Below are 18,016 nucleotides of genomic sequence, written 5' to 3'. Positions count from 1 at the left end.
CTACGACTCGTAGGGCTCGACCGGCTCGGCCACCGGGGTGAACGACTCCACGGTGAAGCTCGGCACCCACGAGTTCTTCTCGCTCGCCGACTTCGGCACGACCTGGCCGGTCACCTCGACCCACTGCTCGTCGGGCAGCGAGGGCACGTCGCCGGTCACCCGCACCTTCAACGGCCGGGCGTCCGCGGCGCAGCACGAGATCGCGAGCCGCGCGACGAACGTCTCGCCCTCCGAGCGCAACAGGAAGCCGGTCAGCCGGACCCGGCGGCCGTCCAGCGTTCCCGACTCGTCCCACGCCGTGCGCGTGACGAACTCCGTCATCGACAGCGGGATCACGTCGCCGGAGGGCAGGTCGCCGAGCAGGTTGCGGGACCGCTGCGTCTGGTTCGTGTCGGCGGCGGAGTTGACGACGTCGCCGCCCAGCGCGGGCGGCGAGATCAGGAACACCGCCATCACCGGCAGCAGCATCAGCCAGGTCGAGCGCGACGAGTGCGAGTGCCCGTGGTCGTCGTCGGCGGCGGCCGCCTTGCCGCGCCGGATGTCGGTGACGATCGCGACCAGCGCCAGCCCGATCATGATCACCCCCGCGGCGATCAGCAGCGGCAGCAAACTCTTCTGCACGTACCTGAGGTACAGGCCGGAGAAGCTGATCTTCAGCAGCGCCCCGCCGAGCAGGACCAGCAGGATGTTCTGGGTTTCGCGCCTCACAGCAGCACCACTCCCGTCACCACGGCGCACAGGATCGCCACGACGAAGGTGGCGGGCGCGAAGCGGAAGGCGAAGGACTTGCCGAACGCACCGGCCTGCAGCGCGATCAGCTTCACGTCGACGGCGGGGCCGACGACGAGGAACACCAGGCGCGGCAGCAGGGGCAGCGCGGAGAACGCCACCGCGACGAACGCGTCGGCCTCCGAGCACAGGGCCAGGATCACGGCCAGCAGCGCCATGACGATCACGCCCAGCACGATCTGGCCGCCGAGCGTCTGCATCCACGCGACCGGCACGAACGTCTTGAACGTCGCCGCGAACAGCCCGCCCAGCACCAGGAACCCGCCGGCGTCGACGAGGTCGTGGCGCGCGCTCTCGGCGAACACGGCCCACTTCGAGGAGCCGGTGTGGTCTCCCAGGCGTGCCAGCGCGCGTTCCGCGATCCACTCCACCTTGCCGAACCGCACCCACAGCCAGCCCATGACCATCGCGGTCAGCAGTGACCCGGTGAACCGCGCGACGACCATCATCGGGGTGTCGTTGAACGCCACCGCCGTCGAGACCAGCACGATCGGGTTCACCGCGGGCGCCGCCAGCAGGAACGTCAGGGCGACGGCCGGTGCGACGCCCTGCTGCATGAGCCTCTTCGCCACCGGCACCGAGGCGCACTCACAGCCCGGCAGGGCCACGCCCGCGACACCGGCCACGGGCACGGCCAGCGCCGTCTTCGAGGGCAGCAACCGCCGCAGCGCCGAGGCCGGCACGAACGCGGCGATGGCGCCCGAGATCAGCACGCCCAGGACGAGGAACGGCATGGCCTGCACGCAGATCGCCACGAACACCGTCGAGGCCGTGCGCAGCTTCGGCACGTCCAGCAGGTCGACGAGCCGGGACTGGAAGAGCAGTGCGAGAACGAGGATCCCGCACAGCACCTCCAACGACGTGATCTTCAGCCGAGGCGGGCCGGAGCGCCGCTTCGACGAGCGGATCTCGCCGGTGATCGTCATTCCGCGTCCAGGTCCAGCAGCCGCCGGTACTGGCGGGCCATGCCCTCGCGGATCTCCTCCGGCGACGGCGGCTCTGCGAACTCGGCCTCTTCCTCCTCGAGGTCGTCGTCGTCGAAGTCGACGGGCGTGCCGTTGACCGTCTCCCCGGCCTCGGCGTCCTCCTCGAGAGCGGCTTCGCGGAGCTCCTCGATCGTGGCGGTCACGTCCTCGGCCGACAGCGCGGGCAGCATCGGCTTCACGATGGCCAGCACGCCTCCCTCGGCGTCGTCGAGGGCCACGGCCTCGGCCAGCGCGACGGCGTGGTCGCGCTCGTAGGGGCCGCAGATGAACGAGTCCCAGTCGTCACCGCCCGACGGCTCGAACATGACGGTCCACGGGAACTCGTTGACGTCCGAGTCCTCTTCCGGCTCGTAAATGATCACGCCACCCATGGAAGGGTCCTTTCTCAAGAAAACCGGGAGAGGAGCTCGCCGCGCACCTGCGACGCGGTCGACACGACCAGCATGAGCAGCGTGCTCAGCGGCTCGGGCTTGAGGCCGTCCGCCGGGAACGCGTACCGCAGCATCACGTCCGTGCCGCCGCGCTCCGACGGGATGACGCCGAGCGTGCCGAACAGACCCTGACCAGCACGTTCAGCGACCCACACGGCCACGTCACCCGGCAGGTCCCACGCGACGACGACCGTCAGCGAGAGCACGGTCAGCCCTTCGGCCAGCTCCATGCCCTGCACCGCGCACGGCACGTCGCCGTGGCGGAAGCTCAGCGCGCCGTCGTCGTCCACGGACACGTCGTGGAACAGCTCCAGCGCCTTGCGCGCGGCCTCCAGGGCCTCACCGCTCGCGTTCACGACGACACCACCTCCTCGTCCGGCTTGTCGACGGCTCCGCCGAAGCGGCGGTCGCGGCCCGCGAACTTCTCGCAGGCGCGCCACAGGTCGCGGCGGTCGAAGTCCGGCCACAGGATGTCCTGGAACACCATCTCGGCGTACGCGGACTGCCACAGCAGGAAGTTCGAGATGCGCTGCTCGCCCGACGGCCTGATGAACAGGTCGACGTCGGGCATCTCGGGCTTGTACATGTACTTCGCGAGCATGCGCTCGTCGACCTTGTCCGGGTTGACCTGCCCGGCGGCGACCAGGCGCGCGATCTCGCGGGCGGCGTCACCGATCTCGGCACGGCCTCCGTAGTTCACGCACATCACGAGGTTCAGCACGTCGTTCTCGGCCGTGCGGACCTCGGCCTCCTGCAGCTGCTTGATGACGCTGCCCCACAGGCGCGGCGAGCGGCCGGCCCAGTGGATGCGGACACCCATCTCGTCCAGCTCGTCGGTGCGGCGCGCGATCACGTCGCGGTTGAAGTTCATGAGGAAGCGCACCTCCTCGGGGCTGCGCTTCCAGTTCTCGGTGGAGAAGGCGTAGAGCGAGAGCCACTTCACGCCCAGCTCGATGGAGCCCTTGGCGACGTCGAGGACGACCTGCTCACCGCGCTTGTGCCCCTCCACGCGCGACAGCCCGCGCTGGTTGGCCCAGCGGCCGTTGCCGTCCATCACGATCGCGATGTGCTTGGGCAGCAGGTCGGCGGGGATGTCCGGGGGCGTCGCACCGGAGGAGTGCGGCTCCGGGGGGCGCGGAACGCGCTTCTCACGCTCGGAGCGGCGACGACGCAGCATGGAACCAGGCTTCCTCTCACGAAAACCGTTGTCGGTACGCGCCAGACTAGCCGTCGGCCGGCTGCGCCTTGCGCTCGACCAAAGGCAACGACCGCAGCTGCCGTTCGAGGTGCCACTGCAGGTGCGCCGCGACCAGGCCACTCGCGTCGCGGCGGGCGATGTGCGGGATCTCGTCGACCACGTTCCACTGCCCGTGCAGCAACGCCGAGAGCAACGCCAGCGTGTCCTGCGACGGCGAGGCCGAGCCCGGCGGACGGCAGTTCGGGCAGCACGAGCCGCCTGCCTGGATGTTGAACGCGCGGTGCGGACCGGGGTCGCCGCACTTCGCGCACTCGTTGATCGCGGGCGCCCATCCCGCGAACGCCATCGCCCGCATCAGATAGGCGTCCAGCAGCAACGACGGGTCGCGTTCGCCCGCCGACAACGCCCTCAGAGCACCGGCGACGAGCATGTAGAGCCGCAGGACGGGCTCGCCCTCCTCGGCCGTGAGGCGGTCGGCGGTCTCGAGGATCGCGCACGCCGCCGTGTAGCGCTGGTAGTCGCCGACGATGCCCACGCCGAACGCGTCCAGCGTCTGGACCTGCGTGATGATGTCGAGCGAGCGGCCGGGGTGGAACTGCACGTCGACGTGGCAGAACGGCTCCAGCCGCGCACCGAACTTCGACGTCGTGCGGCGCACGCCCTTGGCCACGGCGCGCAGCTTGCCGTGGCGCTGGGTCAGGAAGGTGATGATCCGGTCCGCTTCACCGAGCTTCTGCACTCGAAGCACGATGCCGGTGTCGCGGTACAGGTTCGCCATCAGCAGCCCGCCATCTAGAACCCCAGGCGGCGCAGCTGCTTCGGGTCGCGCTGCCAGTCCTTGGCGATCTTGATGTGCAGGTCCAGGTACACACGGGTGCCCAGCAGCGCCTCGATCTGCTTGCGCGCGGCCGTGCCGACCTGCTTGAGCCGCTCGCCCCGATGGCCCAGGATGATCGCCTTCTGCGACGGCCGCTCCACGAACACGAACGCGTGGATGTCCGTCAGGTCGTCACGCCCCTCGCGCAGCGCCATCTCCTCCACCACCACGGCGATGGAGTGCGGCAGCTCGTCGCGCACGCCCTCGAGCGCGGCCTCGCGGATCAGCTCGGCGACGAGCGTCTGCTCCGGCTCGTCGGTCAGGTCGCCGTCCGGGAACAGCTGCGGACCCTCCGGCAGCTTGCCCAGCAGCAGGTCGCTCAGCCTGTCGACCTGGAAGCCGTCCACCGCGGAGACGGGGATGATCTCGGCGAACTCCATGACCTTCTGCAACGCGAGCAGCTGCTCCATCACCTGCTGCTGCGAGACCAGGTCGGTCTTGGTGACGATGCCCACCACGGGCGTGCGCTTGGCGACCTTCTCCAGCTCGGCGGCGATGAACTTGTCGCCCGGCCCGACCTTCTGGTCCGCGGGCACGCAGAAGCCGACGACGTCGACCTCCGACCACGTCTCGCGCACCAGGTCGTTGAGCCGCTGGCCCAGCAGCGTGCGCGGCCGGTGCAGACCGGGCGTGTCGACCAGCACGAGCTGGCCGTCCTCGCGGTGCACGATGCCGCGGATCGTGTGGCGGGTGGTCTGCGGCTTGCTGGACGTGATGGCGACCTTCGTGCCCACCAGCGCGTTCGTCAGCGTCGACTTCCCTGCGTTCGGGCGTCCGACGAAGCACGCGAACCCGGAGCGGTAACCATCCATCAGTCCATTGTCCCTCTAGCCGGTTGTGGCCGTTCGGTGGCCCTCAGACCCGCTCGCGCAGCTCGCCGGAGGTGTCCGCCAGGTACACCGGGCCGGACGGCGCGAGGTCGCGCACGGCGGCCAGCGACTCGGCGTCCACACGCGACTCCTCGGTCACGACGACCGCGGCCTCCAGGCCCTCGGCGCCGCTCGACACGGCGGCCGCCACAGCCGCCTGCAACGCCGTGAGCTTCAACGACGGCAACGCGACGGTGGACGCGTTGTACGTCCGGCCGTCGAGGTCACGCACCGCCGCACCCTCCGCGGCGCCGTTGCGCGCACGGACGGACCGCGCGAGCGTGACGAGCTTGGCGTCCTCGGGGTCCAGGTCAGTGCTCATTTCTGGCATCTTCCTCAGTCTCCTTCTGCACGGGACGCACGAGCACGGTCGTCACGCGGATGCGGCCCCGCACGTCCTTGCCGCCCTCCGCACGCATGCGCAGGCCCGCGATCTCGGCCTCCGTGCCGGGCAGCGGAACGCGCCCGAGCCGTTGCGCGAGCAGTCCGCCGACGGTCTCGACCTCGTGGTCGTCGAGCTCGGTGCCGAACAACGCGTCCAGGTCGTCCACCGGCAGGCGCGCGCTGACCCGCACCGCGCCGTCCTCGAGGTGCTCGACCGGCGGGCGGTCGTCGGTGTCGGACTCGTCGGTGATCTCGCCGACGATCTCCTCGAGGATATCCTCGATCGTGAGCAGGCCGGCGGTGCCGCCGTACTCGTCGACGACGATCGCCATGTGCTTGCGGGACAGCTGCATCTCGCGCAGCAGGTCCGCGATCGGCTTCGAGTCCGGGATGAAGCTCGTCGGGCGCATCAGCTCGGAGACGCTCTTCGGGTCCTCGCCCTCGGCGAGCGTCGCCCGCATCAGGTCCTTGAGGTTCACCACGCCGAGCACGTCGTCGACGCTCTCGCCGATCACCGGGACGCGGGTGTAGCCGGTGCGCAACGACAGCGCGAGGGCCTGCCGCAGCGACTTGGCCTGCTCGATCCACACGATCTCGGTGCGCGGCACCATGATCTCGCGGGCGATGGTGTCGCCCAGCTCGAACACCGAGTGGATCATCTCGCGCTCGCCCTCGTCCACGACGCCGCGTTCCTGCGCCATGTCGACGAGCTCGCGCAGCTCGACCTCGGAGCTGAACGGACCCTCGCGGAAGCCCTTGCCGGGCGTGATGGCGTTGCCGATGAGGATCAGCAGCTTGGACAGCGGCCCCAGCACCCGGCCGAGCTGCCGCACGGTGCCCGCGGCGAGCAGGCTCACGCCGTACGGGTGCTGACGGCCGAGGGTGCGCGGGCCGACGCCGACGAGCACGTACGACACGACGAGCATGCTCAGGCACGAGTACAGGACGGCGAGCCAATCCTGTTCCACGTAGTCCAGGAACACCGTCGTGACCAGCACCGCGGCCGACATCTCGCACGCCAGGCGCAACAACAACAGCAGGTTGACGTGCCGAGGCCGGTCGTTGAGCACCTGCAGCAACTGCCCGGTGCCCCAACGTCCCTGCCGTTGCAGCGACTCCACCCGTGCGCGGGACACGGTGCCAAGCGCGGCGTCCACACACGCGAAGACACCCGCGACGAGCACGAGCAGTACGGCCAGCACGATCACACTGGCGGGGTTCGCGCTCATGCCGCGTCAGTCTTCTTCGGGGTGCTGCAGCGGACGCTGCTCGTCCAGGCCGACCGCACCGAGCACCTTGTCGTCCGTGCTGCGCTGGAGCGCGGCCCGTTCGGCCTCGTCACGGGCGTTGCGGAAGTCCGCGAGGATGCGGTTCTGGAGCGTGAACATCTCACGTTCCTCAGCCGGCTCGGCGTGGTCGTAGCCGAGCAGGTGCAGCACGCCGTGCACGGTCAGCAGGTGCAGCTCGTCCAGCAGGCCGTGGCCCGCCTTCTTGGCCTGGTCCTTGGCGAACGCCGGGCACAGCACGATGTCCCCGAGCAGCGCGGGACCGAGCCCCGCGGCATCGGGCCGGCGCGCGGAGTCCAGCTCGTCCATGGGGAAGGCCATGACGTCCGTGGGACCCGGCAGGTCCATCCAGCGCTCGTGCAGGTCCGCCATCACGTCCAGCTCGACGAGCAGGACGGACAGCTCGGCCAGCGGGCTCACGCCCATGCGGTCCAGCGCGAAGCGGGCGGCGGAGACGATGGAACCCTCGTCGACTCCGACACCCGACTCGTTGGCGATCTCGATGCTCACGGCGCCTATCGTCCCCGGCGCTGGTTCCCCCGGCGTGCACCGGGTCCGTGATGTGGCCCGTTCTGGTCCAGGACGTCCTGCTGGACCTGCCACTTCTCGTAGGCGTCGACGATGTCGCCGACCAGGGTGTGGCGCACCACGTCCTGGCTGGTCAGCACCGAGAAGTGCACGTCGTCGACGCCTTCGAGGATGTCCCTGACGACCCTCAGGCCGCTGCGCTGGCCACCCGGCAGGTCGACCTGGGTGACGTCGCCGGTCACGACGACCTTCGAGCCGAAGCCGAGGCGGGTGAGGAACATCTTCATCTGCTCGGGAGTCGTGTTCTGCGCCTCGTCGAGGATGATGAACGCGTCGTTGAGCGTGTTGTGCGTCAGCAGGTAGTCCTCGGTGACGTACAGGGAGTCCTGCGCCGCCACCTGGATGCACACCGTCTCCGTGCGGCCCGCGGGCTCGATGCTGTCGATGAACCGCATCGGACGCCCGCCACCACCGGCGGCGTGGTACTTCTCCCGCTTGCGCTTGAGCCGGAACGGCTCGACGCCCTCGGGCAGCCGGATGTCGACGATGTAGGCATCGTGGCGGTAGCCGACCTCGCGACCCTTGGCCATACCCGGCTTGCGCCCCTCGGCCGGCCGGCAGCGCCAGTAGGCGACGCCGCCGAGTGAGCGGACCAGCCCGACCACGTCGTCGCGCAACCGTTCCGACGTCGTCGTGTACTGGATGCGACAGGTACGTCCGCTCTGGGTGACCGGGCCGCCATCGGAGTCGAGGAGCCCTTGGAGGACGGCCACGCGGACGTCCGCACCGTTGTGCAGGTACAGCTCGGGTACGAACTTGGTGTGCGACCGCGTGCCGTGCAGCCCCAGCCCACGCATCACGGCGGTGACGGGGTTCTCCAGCGTCACCAAATCGCCGGGCGCCTTCACGCGGTTCAACGTGTAGTCGTACTGGTTCTTCTTCATCACGGCGATCGGCTCGAGCGCCACCTGCAGTGCGAAGGCGAGAGCCGGGTCCGCGGTGGAGAACGACGGCGTCGTCGAACCCGTGAGACATCCGACACCGATGAGCAGACCGAGCGAGTACGGGTCCATCGGCACTTCGCGCTCCGGCAGGCACACCGGCGCGCTGAGCAGCGGAAGCTCGTAACGCCGGGCGTGCGCCGCACGCAGGTTGCCGATCATCTCCCTGGTTTCGAGCACACGCCACGGCTTGTTCCGGCGGCGGTCGGACGCCGTCCGCACCGTCCAGAGGTGTTCCCCGCACGCGAGCGTCGACGACCCGTCCTGCGCGGTGACGCGGTAGACGTCCTTTTCGCCCTGCGGGTAGACACCGAGCACCGGTGTCGGCTCGCCGTTCGAACCGATGACGAGGTCGCCGACCTGCAGCGATCCGATCGGCCGGTAGCCGTCCGGGGTCAGGACCGGCGTGAAGATCGGCTGGGCGCGGCCACGCATGTAAGCCAGGGGTGCGACCTCGATCGTGCCCGCCTGCATGAGGCGAGGGATCGACTCCGGGTCGATCATGTCGTGCAGCGCGTCGTACAGCGGGCGCAGGTACGGGTCGATCTTGTCGTTCAGCGTGCCGGGCAGGTAGCCGAGCCGTTCGCCGGCCTCGACGGCCGGGCGGGTCAGGATGATGCGGTTGACCTGCTTGGCCTGCAGCGCCTGCACGGCCTTGGCCATGGCCAGGTAGGTCTTGCCGGTGCCGGCGGGGCCGATGCCGAACACGACGGTGTTCTTGTCGATCGCGTCGACGTAGTGCTTCTGGTTGAGCGTCTTCGGCCTGATCGTGCGGCCGCGGCGGCTCACGATGTCGAGGCTCAGCACCTCGGCGGGCGACTCCGCCTCGTTCGCGCTCAGCATCGCCACCACGCGGCGGACGGCGTGCTGGTCGATGGACTGGCCGCGGCTCGCGAGCGTGACCAGCTCGGTGAAGACGCGCTCGGCGAAGGCCACGTCGGCGGGGTCGCCGGACAAGGTGATCTCGTTCCCGCGCACGTGGACGTCGGCGTCGAGCAGTTCCTCCACGAGGCGGAGGTTCTCGTCACGCGACCCCAGCAGGCTGAGCACCGCACCATCGGGCACGGCGAACCGGGACTGACCTTCCTTGTTGCTCTGCTGTGTTTCGTCGGCCACGTGGCCCCGGCCTGCTTCCTGTCGCTCGGATCTGGTGGCGTCGATGCTAGTCCGGCCGAAAATCAGTGGCTACCGGATTGCTCACCGTGTGTGCTCATGAGTTGTGGAGATCCGCAGGCTTGGTGTCGAGGACATACCCGAGTGCATGAAGCTGGTGACGGACCGGGGTTGGAGCTGGTCACCCGCGCAGTGGGAGATGCTGCTGGCCCTCGGCCCCGGTTACGGCGCGTTCGACGAGAGGGGGTTGCTCGGCACGACCGTGGTCACGCCGTACGCCGAGATGCAGGCGATCAGCGGCGTGCTGGTCGGTTCCTGGGCTGGTCGGCGGGGTGTCGGGAGCGCGCTGATGTCCCACGTGCTGGGAACCGGCCCGTCGGTGCTGTACGCGACCGCGATGGGTGAGCCGATGTACGAGAGGCTCGGCTTTCACTCGGTCGGGCGTGCCTCGGCGCACCACGGGGAGTTGAACGAACCGGCGACCGGCATCACGCGGCCCGCGACGCCTGAAGACCTGCTCTCGGTCGTGGCGCTGGACCGGGTGGCGAGCGGGCTCACGCGCGAGAAGTTCTGGGCGCACGTGTTCGGTCCGTCCTCCTCGTACACACCTCACGTCGCTGAGGACGGTTTTGTGTGCACACGTCGCAACGACGACATGCTGGTCATCGGTCCGCTCGTGGCGCCGAACGCCTCGGTGGCGTGCGAGATGATCGCCGACGTGGCCGCCGGCGCCGGACAGGTCCGCGTGGACGTGAGCGGCCAGGACGTGGCGGAGTTCCTGCTGAGCAGGGGTTTCGAGGTGCGCGGGGGCTGCGCGCTGATGGTGCGCGGCGTCGAAGACGTCGGCGGGGACCGTGCGCGGTACTTCGCGCCCGCGTCGCTCGCGCTGGGATGACTGGGGGAACTGCCTTGGAACTGCGACGACTCGAACTGGACGACGTCCCCGCGTGCTCCGACCTGGCGGAAAGCCGGTCGTGGCCGCGCGAGGAGAAGAAGTGGGAGTTCCTGCTCACGCACGGCGAGGGCTGGGGGCTGTACGACGAGCAGGGCCTGATCGGCACGACGATCGTGACGCGCTACCCGGAGCTGGCGTCGATCAGCATGGTGCTGGTCGCGGAACGCGCCACGCGCCGGGGTCACGCCCGGCGCCTGGTGTCCCACGTGCTGGACGCGGACGTCTCGACGTTGTTCGCGACGGACATGGGGCGTCCGCTGTACGAACAGCTGGGCTTCCACGCCGTCGGCTTCACCGACATCCACGCGGGCACCTTCACCGGGCAGTCGGCCGGTGTGTCGCGCGTCGCCACAGCGGCCGACCTCGCCGACGTCGTCGCCCTGGACACCGAGGTCACCGGCATCACGCGGCCGTACCTGTGGGAGTCGTTGCTCGCGATGGGCACCATCCGGATCTCCGGCCACGGTGTCGCCGGCACGTGGCAGGTCCGCGACCAGCGGATGCTCATCGGCCCGATCGTCGCCGACACCGAGGCCGACACGTGCGCGCTCATCGCCGACTGCGCCGCCGGCGTCCCCAGCGTGCGCGTCGACGTGCACGACCCGGAGGTGATCGCGTTCGTCCGCGAGCACGGCCTGGAGTCGTGGGGCGAGGCCACCTGGATGGTCAGGGGCGCCGAGAAGCTGCCCGGTGACCGCGCCCGCTACCGCGCTCCCCTGCTGCAGGCGCTCGGTTAGAGGCGCGTGCCGCCGAGCAGGTGCAGGTGGGCGTGGAAGACCTCCTGCCCGCTGTCCGGTCCGGTGTTGAACAGCAACCGGTAGCCCGACTCGGCGACGCCTTCGGCCTCGGCGACCTCCTTTGCGGCGGCGAAGAGGTCGCCGAGCTGGTCGCCGGTCAGGTCGACGGCGTCCGGCACGTGCTCGCGGGGGATGAGCAGCACGTGCACCGGTGCCTTGGGCTGGATGTCGCGGAACGCCAGCGTCGTCTTGGTCTCGTGCACGACCGTCGCGGGGACCTCACCGTCGACGATCCGGCAGAACAAACAGGACATGCCCCGACGTTAGGCGAAGAAGGCGTCCAGCTGCTCGTCGACGGCCTCGACCATCTCGGCGGCCGTCAGCTCGTCCGGTCCGAGGCCGTGGTGGATGTTGAGGCCGTCGATCAGCACGATGAGCCGCCGCGCCGCCTTCGCCGGCACGACGCCCTCCCGCAGCTCCCCCGCTTCCCGCGCCGCGGCGAGAACACGCGCGACCCCGCTGTACAGCTCGCGCGTGCCGAGGCGCTCCAGCTCGTGCAGCGACGGCTCGACCATCGCCCGCGGCAGGAACGACAACAGCACCGCGGCCTCGACCCGCCGTTCCTCGTCCAACGCCAGCATCTCGTGCGCGAAGGCCCTCAGCAGCGCCCGGTTGCCTGCCGCCCCGTCGAGCTTCTCCAACCGCGCGATGAACCGCCGGTACGCGAGCTCCATCGCGAACCCGAGCAACGCGTCCTGCGTCGGGAAGTAGTGGCGCAGCGACCCGCTCGACCACCCGGACTCGGCCGCGACGGCACGCACGGACGCGTGGTCGATCCCGTCGCGCCGCACGATGCGCCAGACGGCCTCGGCGAGTTCGCGGCGGCGTTCCTCATGGTCGACAACCTTCGGCACCGGCCATTTTTAGCAGCCGCGCGCAAGCCGCCCGACAGCCGCGCGGCACCGCTCCCAGGCGCGGGTGCCCGGCGTGATCATGTCCATGTGCCCGGCCCCCTCCACGACGTCGAGCTCCGCCTGCGGCTCCACGGCGCAGAACCCGATGCTCTGCTCCACCGGAACGTCCTCGTCCCGATCCCCGTGCACGCAGATCACGGGCTTCCCGATGGGCACGAGCGCCTGCGGCGAAGCCTCCGCGAACTGCTCTTCGGAACACAGCTCCAGCGCCCTTCCGGTGATGTGCCGGGTGAAGTCGAGCGCCGCGGCCTGAGCCACAGCCCCGACCACTCGCGCACTGCGCTTGGCCGCCCACACGGCGAGATGCCCACCGGCACTGTGCCCGAGCGTCACCACGGGCCCGAGATCGACAGCGTCAAGAGCGGCCAGCACGTCCTCCCCGGTCTGCGGCCATCCCCCACCCCCGCCGACCCGCCGGTACTCGATGTTCCACACGGCGAACCCATCAGCAACCAGCACGTCGGCAAGAGGCCGCCCGAGCTCCAACCCGTACCGCTGGTGCCAAAAACCACCGTGAATGACAACAACAGCACCCAGAGTCACACCAGAGGGAACAGAAAGCTCACCGAACTGACTGTCATGGTCACCGTAAGCAATTCGCTGCACACGCAGAAAGTACGTGAAAACGCAGCCCCAGAACGTGTCAGACCCCCTGAGTACGTTGAAACGCAGGGGTCCCCGGCAAGGGGGTACCCCTGCGCAAGCACGCGATCACACAAATGGACCCCAAGAACCACACAAAGAACCGGACCGCCAAAGCCGGGGACCACGGAGGAAGGCGAGCCGGAGCGAGCCCAGAGTCCGCCGAAGAAAGCCCGCCGAAGCCAAGACGAAGAGGAAGAGACACCATCTCCAGGTCGCCGGGCGCACTCCCCAGCACCAAGGCAGCCCGGACCAAGATGGGGCAACCAACGACAAAGCCGAGGCCACAGGGCCGAGAGGGACCGCGGGACGGGTGATGGGGCCCGCCCATGCCGAAGGCGAGGCGACCAGGGCTTGTCCCCGGCGCGGGGCCTTGGGGGGCTCGGCCCCCAAAAGACACCCTTTCGGGTAACCCAGCGAAGCGCCGAGCAGGACAACCCACAAGGAGGCGCCCCGCGGTCCGAAGCCTGGGGGTCGCTTCGCCGCGAGGCGCCGACGCCGGACCGAGGGGGGAGGTGTCCGGCGAGTCCTTTGGTCAGAAGGGCTTAACCGTCTACCCCGTTTACGGCTAGACCAATTGAACCCCTCTGCAACCAGGGTAACCCCATCGGCCTGCGATTCGCTACAACTTGCGTCAAGCCAATCCATCCGGTGTTCATCTTCGAAGTGACTGGGGTCACCACCGTGCGGTGAGTACCCCGATGGCACCAAGAGCAACCGCGGCGGCGGTAGATGCACGCAGAACGGTGGGGCCCAATCGGACCACCCGCGCACCCGAAGATCGCAAGGCCTCGAGCTCGTCGGGCGTGATCCCGCCTTCGGGACCCACCACGAGCAGCACGTCTCCTTCGGCGGGCAACGCGATGTCGGCGAGTCTCTCGTCCGCGCTCTCGTGCAGCACGAGCGTCAAGGCGGACGACGACACGCGCTGGGCGAGCTGTGCGGTGGACGCCGGTTCGTCGACGAACGGCACGCGTGACCGGCGTGCCTGCTTGGCCGCCTCGCGCACCGTGGAACGCCAGCGCCCCAACGCTTTCGCGCCGCGCGGGCCGTCCTCCCACTTCGCCACGCAGCGGGCCGCGCGCCACGGCACCACACCGTCCACACCGGCCTCGGTGGCGAGCTCGACCGCGAGCTCGCCGCGGTCGCCCTTCACCAGCGCCTGGGCGAGCACCACGCGTGGCGTCGGCTGGGGCTCTTCCCAGCGTTCGGCCACGCGCAGCGACAACGCGTCGCGGTCCACCGCGACCACCGAACACCGCACCAGCACGCCGGATCCGTCGGACAGCACGAGTTCCTCACCCGCGCGCAACCGGCGGACCGTGGCGGCGTGGCGGCCTTCGGGGCCGTCGAGCACGAACTCCTCGCCCGGCGGCAGCGCCGGGACGAGGAAGACGGGCAGGGTCATCGGTTGCCGCGGGAGGCGCGCAGACGGGAGAACAGCCCGCCGCCGCCCTTGCCGTTGTGGGACAAGGAGGGCTCGTTCTCGCCACGCAACTCGGCGAGGTCGCGCAGCAGCGTGGTCTGCGCGGCGTCGAGCTTGGTCGGCACGACGACCTCGAGGTGCACGTGCAGGTCGCCGCGGCCGTCGACGCGGCCGGTGGAACGCAGCTTCGGCATGCCGCGGCCCGTCAGCACGAGCTGCGTGTTGGGCTGCGTGCCGGGGTCGATCTGCAGTTCTTCCTCGCCGTCGAGCGTCTTCAGCGGGAGCGTGGCGCCCAGCGCGGCGGTCGTCATCGGGATCTGCACGACGCAGTGCAGGTCGGCGCCGTCGCGTTCGAAGATCTCGTGCGGCTGCTCCTCGACCTCGACGTAGAGGTCGCCGGCCGGGCCGCCGCCGGGGCCGACCTCGCCCTGGCCCGCGAGGCGCACGCGCATGCCCTCGGCGACACCGGCGGGGATGTTCACGGAGATCGTGCGGCGCGAGCGGGTGCGGCCGTCGCCCGCGCACTGCTGGCACGGGTCGGGGATGACCTCGCCGAAGCCGCGGCAGACCGGGCACGGGCGCGACGTCACGACCTGGCCCAGGAACGAGCGCTGCACCGACTGGACCTCGCCGCGGCCGTGGCAGGTGTCGCACTGGACGGGCTTCGAGTTGTTCTGGGTGCCGGCGCCGTGGCAGCGGTCGCAGAGGATCGCGGTGTCGACGGTCAGCTCACGGCTGGCGCCCGCCGCGCACTCCTCCAGCGTCATCTCGAGCCGGATCAACGCGTCGGAGCCCGGCTGCACGCGGCTGCGCGGACCACGGCCGCTGCCGGACGTGGCGCCGAAGAAGGCGTCCATGATGTCGCCGAGACCGAAGCCCGCGAACGGGTCACCGCCCGCGCGTCCGCCACCGCCCGAGTCGAGCGGGTCGCCGCCCAGGTCGACGACGCGGCGCTTCTCGGGGTTCGACAACACCTCGTAGGCGGCCGTCACCTCCTTGAAGCGGGCCTCCTCGTTGGGATTGACGTCCGGGTGCAGCTGCCTGGCGAGCTTGCGATAGGCGCGCTTGATCTCATCCTGTGTCGCGTTCTGCGAAACACCGAGGATGCCGTAGTAATCCCTGGCCACCTTGTTCGCTTTCGTGTTCATCTCAAGTGCAAGACGTTTCTGGTCAACGACCGGTCAGGATCTCACCGACGTAGTTGGCGACCGCGCGGACGGCCGCCATGGTCCCGGGGTAGTCCATGCGCGTCGGCCCGACGACGCCGAGGCCTCCGAGCGGGTTGTCACGGCTGCCGTAGCCGATGGACACCACGGAGGTGCTGCGCATCTCGGCGGCCTCGTTCTCCTCGCCGATGCGCACCAGCACGCGACCGGGGTCGCGGGAGGCGGCGAGCAGCTTGAGCACGACGACCTGCTCCTCCAGCGCTTCCAGCACCTGCCGCAGCGATCCGGGGAAGTCCGTGATGTTGCGGGTGAGGTTGGCCGTGCCGCCGAGCACCAGCCGTTCCTCCGGGTGCTCCACCAGGGTCTCGATCAGCACTGTAGCGACCCGCAGCATCGGCTCGCGCAGGTTCGGCGGAACCTCCTCCGGCAGCTCGGCGACCTTGGCGGACGCGTCCGCGAGTCGCTGCCCCGCCATCGCCTGGTTCAGCACTCCGCGCAGCTGCGCCGTGTGTTCCTCGCTGATCACGTCACCCAGCTCGACGATCCGCTGGTCGACGCGCCCGGTGTCGGTGATCAGCACCAGCATCAGCCGCGACGGCGTGAGCGGCAGCACCTCGAGGTGCCGCACGGCCGCACGCGACAGCGTGGGCACCTGGATCACCGCGACCTGCCGCGTGAGCTGTGCGAGCAACCGCACACTCCGGCGCATCACGTCGTCGAGGTCGAGCGCCCCTTCGAGGAAGCTGCGGATGGCCCGCTTCTCCGCGACCGACAGGGGCTTGACCTCGCTGAGCTTGTCGACGAAGAGGCGGTACCCCTTGTCCGTCGGCACGCGCCCGGCACTGGTGTGGGGCTGGGCGATGTAGCCCTCGTCCTCCAGGGCGGCCATGTCGTTGCGCACGGTCGCACTGGACACACCGAGGTTGTGCCGCTCGACCAGCGCCTTGGACCCGACTGGCTCCTGGTTGGACACGTAGTCGGCGACGATGGCGCGCAGCACCTCGAATCGACGCTCGTCGGCGTTCACCGCTGTATCACCTCCGTGTCCCCGTACTCCTGAGTTTACCCAGGCGATTCGATGCCCGGCGTCCGCTCTGAAGTCGTGCTCGCCCGAGGCTCCAGTTTTTGTCGGTGGCGGTCGCTAGGGTCCAAACCGTGAACGAGGACAGGCGCAGGCACCTGTCAGTGGTCAGGGACGGCGATCCGCCGCCGACGCCGGGCAGGGCGTGCCTGGTGCACAGCGCCGACGAGTGGTGGCCGGGCACGGTGACGTGGGAGGACGCCCGCCGGGCCGACGGGTTGTGGTGGGGCGAGGTGCGCTACCGCAAGGGCTCCGTGCTGCTCACCGAGGTGCGCAGCCAGCACGACCTGCGCGCCCGCTGACCTACGGGAGCAGGCGCCGGACCACGGCGTCGGCGAGCAGGCGGCCGCGGTCGGTCAGCACGCACCGGTCGTCCAGCGGCTCCAGCAGCCCGTCGGCGATCGCCTGCTTCGCCTCCTCGCGCCCGGCGTCGTCCAGCACGTCGACGGGCAGCCCCTCGGCCAGCCGGAGCTCCAGCAGCACCCGTTCGACCCGCTGGTCCTCGGCCGACAGCACCTCGCGGCCGGCGGCGGGCGACGACCCGGCGGCCAGCAGCGACGAGTAGCGGGCCGGGTGCTTCACGTTCCAGAACCGCACGCCGCCGACGTGGCTGTGCGCGCCAGGACCGAAGCCCCACCAGTCGGCGCCCTTCCAGTACAGGACGTTGTGCCGGCACTGCGCGGCCGCCGAGGTGGCCCAGTTCGACACCTCGTACCAGGAGAAGCCGGCGCCCGAGAGGACCGAGTCGACCCTCTCGTAGGAGGAGGCGAGCACGTCGTCGTCCGGCATCGGCAGGTCGCCGCGGCGGATGCGGCGCGCGAGACCGGTGCCGTCCTCCACGATCAACGCGTAGGCGGACACGTGGTCGACGCCCGCGTCCAGCACGGCGTCCAGCGACGCGGCCAAGTCGGAGGGCCGCTCCCCCGGCGTGCCGTAGATCAGGTCCAGGTTGACGTGGTCGAACCCGGCCGCGCGGGCCTCACGCGCGGCGTCGACGGGACGGCCGGGCGTGTGTTTGCGGTCCAGCACAGCCAGAACGTGCCGCGCCGCGGACTGCATGCCCAGCGACACGCGCGTGTAGCCGGCGGACCGGATGCCCTCGAAGAACGACGGCGAGGTCGACTCCGGGTTCGACTCCGTGGTCACCTCGGCGTCCGGGGCCAGGCCGAACGAGTGGCGCACCGCGTCCAGCACGTCGCCGAGGCCCGAGGCGCCCAGCAGCGAAGGCGTGCCGCCGCCCACGAAGACGGTCGAGGCGGCGGGAGCGGAGCCGAGAACCGACGCCGCCAGGTCCAGCTCGCGGCGCAGCCCCTCCAGCCACGACTCGGGCGACGCCGACGAGCCGAGCTCGCCGGGCGTGTAGGTGTTGAAGTCGCAGTAGCCGCAGCGGGTCGCGCAGAACGGCACGTGCACGTAGATGCCGAACGGGCGGGCACCGACGCCGGAGACAGCGGACGGGGGAAGCGAACCGTCAGCGGGCGCGGGCTCGCCTTCGGGCAAAGCGGAGGGCATGACTCCCAGTGTCCACTACACGGCCCGAATGGCGGTGTCCGACCAGGGGAAGTATCTGTCG

The 18,016-nt window shown here is 70.0% G+C and carries 20 protein-coding genes and 3 pseudogenes; 3 read left to right on the top strand and 20 right to left on the bottom strand.

The window, feature by feature from the left end; translation table 11 throughout:
• From VM306_RS28095 to VM306_RS28035, 13 genes and pseudogenes are all read right to left on the bottom strand, one after another.
• Positions 1-708 (bottom strand): TIGR03943 family putative permease subunit, encoded by a 708-nt coding sequence (locus VM306_RS28095; RefSeq protein ID WP_325520435.1) that lies wholly within the window; start codon positions 706-708, stop codon positions 1-3.
• Complete coding sequence (locus VM306_RS28090; RefSeq protein WP_325520433.1) at positions 705-1,715, bottom strand: permease; 1,011 nt, start codon at positions 1,713-1,715, stop codon at positions 705-707. Before VM306_RS28090 ends, VM306_RS28095 begins: the two co-directional genes overlap by 4 nt.
• Positions 1,712-2,137, bottom strand: a complete 426-nt coding sequence (locus VM306_RS28085; protein WP_325520431.1) for a hypothetical protein — start codon at positions 2,135-2,137, stop codon at positions 1,712-1,714. Before VM306_RS28085 ends, VM306_RS28090 begins: the two co-directional genes overlap by 4 nt.
• 23 nt (positions 2,138-2,160) lie before the next feature.
• A complete protein-coding gene (locus tag VM306_RS28080; RefSeq protein ID WP_325520429.1) occupies positions 2,161-2,562 on the bottom strand; it encodes a YbjN domain-containing protein in 402 nt (133 codons plus the stop codon).
• Positions 2,559-3,383 carry an isoprenyl transferase gene (locus VM306_RS28075; RefSeq protein ID WP_325520427.1) on the bottom strand — a complete coding sequence of 275 codons (825 nt, stop codon included), beginning with the start codon at positions 3,381-3,383 and terminating at the stop codon, positions 2,559-2,561. The genes VM306_RS28080 and VM306_RS28075 overlap by 4 nt, the downstream gene beginning before the upstream one ends.
• 46 nt (positions 3,384-3,429) lie before the next feature.
• On the bottom strand, positions 3,430-4,182 hold the full coding sequence (gene recO / locus VM306_RS28070; protein ID WP_325520425.1) for a DNA repair protein RecO: 753 nt from the start codon (positions 4,180-4,182) through the stop codon (positions 3,430-3,432).
• Between the two features lie 14 nt (positions 4,183-4,196).
• Positions 4,197-5,093, bottom strand: a complete 897-nt coding sequence (gene era, locus VM306_RS28065; protein WP_325520423.1) for a GTPase Era — start codon at positions 5,091-5,093, stop codon at positions 4,197-4,199.
• A gap of 43 nt (positions 5,094-5,136) precedes the next feature.
• A complete protein-coding gene (locus VM306_RS28060; RefSeq protein ID WP_414672462.1) occupies positions 5,137-5,472 on the bottom strand; it encodes a cytidine deaminase in 336 nt (111 codons plus the stop codon).
• Positions 5,462-6,763 (bottom strand): hemolysin family protein, encoded by a 1,302-nt coding sequence (locus VM306_RS28055; RefSeq protein ID WP_325520420.1) that lies wholly within the window; start codon positions 6,761-6,763, stop codon positions 5,462-5,464. The genes VM306_RS28060 and VM306_RS28055 overlap by 11 nt, the downstream gene beginning before the upstream one ends.
• Before the next feature lie 6 nt (positions 6,764-6,769).
• A complete protein-coding gene (gene ybeY, locus VM306_RS28050) occupies positions 6,770-7,330 on the bottom strand; it encodes an rRNA maturation RNase YbeY (protein ID WP_325520418.1) in 561 nt (186 codons plus the stop codon).
• A gap of 5 nt (positions 7,331-7,335) precedes the next feature.
• A pseudogene (locus VM306_RS28045) lies at positions 7,336-7,692 on the bottom strand (PhoH family protein); the annotation flags it as partial.
• Between the two features lie 282 nt (positions 7,693-7,974).
• A pseudogene (locus tag VM306_RS28040) lies at positions 7,975-8,205 on the bottom strand (LAGLIDADG family homing endonuclease); the annotation flags it as partial.
• A gap of 567 nt (positions 8,206-8,772) precedes the next feature.
• Positions 8,773-9,465: pseudogene (locus VM306_RS28035) on the bottom strand (PhoH family protein); the annotation flags it as partial.
• Between the two features lie 145 nt (positions 9,466-9,610).
• Here VM306_RS28035 and VM306_RS28030 point away from each other — a divergent pair.
• Both VM306_RS28030 and VM306_RS28025 read left to right on the top strand, forming a co-directional pair.
• Positions 9,611-10,357, top strand: coding sequence for a GNAT family N-acetyltransferase (locus VM306_RS28030; RefSeq protein ID WP_325520416.1), 747 nt, complete (start codon positions 9,611-9,613; stop codon positions 10,355-10,357).
• Positions 10,358-10,371: 14 nt separating this feature from the next.
• Positions 10,372-11,154 carry a GNAT family N-acetyltransferase gene (locus VM306_RS28025; protein ID WP_325520414.1) on the top strand — a complete coding sequence of 261 codons (783 nt, stop codon included), beginning with the start codon at positions 10,372-10,374 and terminating at the stop codon, positions 11,152-11,154.
• Here VM306_RS28025 and VM306_RS28020 read toward each other — a convergent pair.
• The 6 genes from VM306_RS28020 to hrcA form a co-directional block, all read right to left on the bottom strand.
• Entirely contained in the window at positions 11,151-11,468 is a 318-nt protein-coding gene (locus VM306_RS28020; protein WP_325520412.1) for a histidine triad nucleotide-binding protein, read from the bottom strand. The two genes, VM306_RS28025 and VM306_RS28020, sit on opposite strands and share 4 nt — an antisense overlap.
• Positions 11,469-11,477: 9 nt before the next feature.
• Positions 11,478-12,068 (bottom strand): TetR family transcriptional regulator C-terminal domain-containing protein, encoded by a 591-nt coding sequence (locus VM306_RS28015; protein ID WP_325520410.1) that lies wholly within the window; start codon positions 12,066-12,068, stop codon positions 11,478-11,480.
• A 9-nt stretch (positions 12,069-12,077) separates the two neighbouring features.
• Positions 12,078-12,671 carry an alpha/beta hydrolase gene (locus VM306_RS28010; RefSeq protein ID WP_325520408.1) on the bottom strand — a complete coding sequence of 198 codons (594 nt, stop codon included), beginning with the start codon at positions 12,669-12,671 and terminating at the stop codon, positions 12,078-12,080.
• A gap of 775 nt (positions 12,672-13,446) precedes the next feature.
• Positions 13,447-14,178, bottom strand: coding sequence for a 16S rRNA (uracil(1498)-N(3))-methyltransferase (locus tag VM306_RS28005; RefSeq protein WP_325520406.1), 732 nt, complete (start codon positions 14,176-14,178; stop codon positions 13,447-13,449).
• Positions 14,175-15,323 carry a molecular chaperone DnaJ gene (dnaJ, locus tag VM306_RS28000; RefSeq protein WP_325520483.1) on the bottom strand — a complete coding sequence of 383 codons (1,149 nt, stop codon included), beginning with the start codon at positions 15,321-15,323 and terminating at the stop codon, positions 14,175-14,177. Before dnaJ ends, VM306_RS28005 begins: the two co-directional genes overlap by 4 nt.
• Positions 15,324-15,366: 43 nt before the next feature.
• Positions 15,367-16,389: a heat-inducible transcriptional repressor HrcA gene (gene hrcA / locus VM306_RS27995; protein ID WP_325520404.1), complete on the bottom strand. Its 1,023-nt coding sequence runs from the start codon at positions 16,387-16,389 to the stop codon at positions 15,367-15,369.
• Positions 16,390-16,517: 128 nt separating this feature from the next.
• Here hrcA and VM306_RS27990 point away from each other — a divergent pair, with 128 nt between their 5' ends.
• Positions 16,518-16,745: a hypothetical protein gene (locus tag VM306_RS27990; protein ID WP_325520402.1), complete on the top strand. Its 228-nt coding sequence runs from the start codon at positions 16,518-16,520 to the stop codon at positions 16,743-16,745.
• 1 nt (position 16,746) lies between these two features.
• Here VM306_RS27990 and hemW read toward each other — a convergent pair whose 3' ends face one another.
• Entirely contained in the window at positions 16,747-17,955 is a 1,209-nt protein-coding gene (hemW, locus tag VM306_RS27985) for a radical SAM family heme chaperone HemW (protein WP_325520400.1), read from the bottom strand.
• Positions 17,956-18,016 lie beyond the last annotated feature (61 nt).

Source organism: Lentzea sp. (genome assembly GCF_035525475.1).
In the GTDB taxonomy this organism is placed as follows: Bacteria; Actinomycetota; Actinomycetes; order Mycobacteriales; family Pseudonocardiaceae; genus Lentzea.
This window is presented reverse-complemented; position numbering and strand designations above follow the sequence as displayed.